The following is a 2,255-nucleotide window of genomic DNA, read 5'->3' as shown; positions in this document are numbered from 1 at the left end:
CCCTGGGTGAGGGTGCCGGTCTTGTCGACCACCACGGTGTCGACCTTCTCCAGCCGCTCCATCGCCTGGGCGTCCTTGACGAGCACCCCGGCGCCGGCGGCGCGGCCGACGCCGACCATGACCGACATCGGTGTGGCCAGTCCCAGCGCGCAGGGGCAGGCGATGATCAGGACGCTGACCGCCACGACCAAGGCGTGCGCCAGGGCCGGGTCGGGCCCGATCAACGCCCACACGCCGAAGGCGGCCACGGCCACGGCGATGACCACGGGCACGAAGACCGCGGCGACCTTGTCGACGGTCGCCTGGATCGGGGCGCGGGAGCGCTGCGCGGCCGAGACGAGGTCGACCACCCGGGCCAGGACGGTGTCCCCGCCGACGGCGCCCGCGCGCACCAGCAGCGCACCGCCGGAGGCCAACGTCCCGGCGATCACCGGGTCACCGCCGGTCTTGGTCACCGGCATCGACTCGCCGGTGACCATCGACTCGTCGACGCTCGCGCGGCCCTGCTCGACGGTCCCGTCGACCGGGACCTTCTCCCCGGGACGCACCCGCACCAGGTCACCCACGACGACGTCGACGAGGTCGACGTCGCGCTCGGACCCGTCGGCCTCGACCCGCCGGGCGGTCGGCGGGGTCAGGTCCAACAACGCGCGGACCGCCCCTGAGGTCCGGTCCCGGGCGCGCAGCTCGAGGACCTGACCCAGCAGCACCAACGCGGTGATCACCGCGGCCGGCTCGAAGTAGACGTCGACCATCCCGCCCATGCCGCGGAAGGCCGCCGGGAAAATCCCCGGCGCCACGACCGCCACGACGCTGAAGGCCCACGCCACCCCGGTCCCCAGGGCGACCAACGTGAACATGTTCAGGTGCCGGCTGCGCACCGAGGCCACACCCCGCACGAAGAACGGCCACCCCGCCCACAGCACCACCGGGGTCGCCAGGACCAGCTGGACCCACACCGACACCGCCGGCGGCACCAGGTCGTGCACGACGGGGAACAGGTGCGAACCCATCTCCAGGACCACCACCGGCACGCTCAGGGCCACCGCGACCCACAGCCGGCGGGTGAAGTCGACCAGTTCCGGGCTCGGACCGTCCTCGGCGGTGACCGTCACCGGCTCCAACGCCATCCCGCAGATCGGGCACGCCCCCGGTCCCTGCTGGCGGACCTCGGGGTGCATCGGGCATGTGTGCTCGGCCGTCGTGCCGGTGGGGGCGTGGTCGCCATCAGAGCCGTCGGACGAGCCGTGGGCGGCGACGCGCGGGCCGTGACGCAGCTGAACCATGCCCATCACAATACCCCCGGGGGGTACCTTATTCCCAGGTTCGAGGAGGTGGTCGCCTCGCCCGACGACCAGAACCCGACCAACTGCAGACGGGCGACGACCGGTCGGCTACGACCCCGGCCTGGGCGTGGGCGTGGGCGTGGGCGAAGACATGTGCGCGGCCTGGCCTCGACGGGACGAGCCCGTGGGCACCGAGCAGCAGCCGTCGCTGCATCCGGCCTCCTGAGCCTCTGGCTGAATCCCGAGCGAAGGATCGACATGGCTGTCGACCTGGCCGTCGGCCGGCGCCGGGACGTCACCACGAGCGGTGAGGGCGGTGGGGGCGCAGCAGGTGTCACCGCGCCATGCCTCGCGGGCTTCCTTGAGGGCGACGGCGGCGATGACCAGGGCCGCGATCGGGTCGGCCCAGGTCCACCCGAGGGTGGAGTTGAGCAGCAGCCCGACCAGCAGGACCGCGGACAGGTAGGTGCACAGCAGCGTCTGCTTGGAGTCGGCCACGGCTGAGGCTGAGCCGAGCTCGCGGCCGGTGCGGCGTTCGAACCAGGACAGGAACGGCATCACGGCGAGGCTGAGCGCGGCCAAGGCGATGCCGACGGTCGAGTGCTCGGGCTCGGCGGCGCCGAGCAGGGTGCGGAGGGCGTCGACGGAAACGAACAGCGCCAGGCCGACGAAGGACACCGCGATCAACCGCATCGCGACCCTCTCGCGGGCCTGGGGGTCGGGGGCGGAGAACTGCCACGCCACCGCGGCGGCGGACAGCACCTCGACGACGGAGTCGAGACCGAAGGCGACCAGGGCGGTCGAGGACGCGACGTGGCCGGCGGTAATGGCCACGACGGCCTCGACGACGTTCCAGGTGATCGTGATGGCCACGACCCAGCGGACGCGACGGGTCAGCACCACCCGCCGGGCACCGTCCAAGACCGGCGCCGCGGGGCGCGTCGAGGTGCTCATCGGGCCACCGCCCCC

2 protein-coding genes are annotated in these 2,255 nt (G+C 73.0%); both read right to left on the bottom strand.

Annotation, left to right across the window (positions count from 1 at the left end):
• Positions 1–1,286 (bottom strand): HAD-IC family P-type ATPase (locus WDV86_RS16020; protein WP_339568652.1); only part of this gene is annotated, 1,286 nt, incomplete at its 3' end.
• Between the two features lie 108 nt (positions 1,287–1,394).
• Positions 1,395–2,240: a cation diffusion facilitator family transporter gene (locus WDV86_RS16015; protein ID WP_339568653.1), complete on the bottom strand. Its 846-nt coding sequence runs from the start codon at positions 2,238–2,240 to the stop codon at positions 1,395–1,397.
• Positions 2,241–2,255: the final 15 nt, after the last annotated feature.

Origin of the sequence: Pseudokineococcus sp. 1T1Z-3 (assembly GCF_037482365.1) — a bacterium.
Lineage (GTDB): Bacteria > Actinomycetota > Actinomycetes > Actinomycetales > Quadrisphaeraceae > Pseudokineococcus.
The sequence above is the reverse complement of the archived record's forward strand: the minus strand, read 5'-3'. Positions and strand labels throughout refer to the sequence as shown.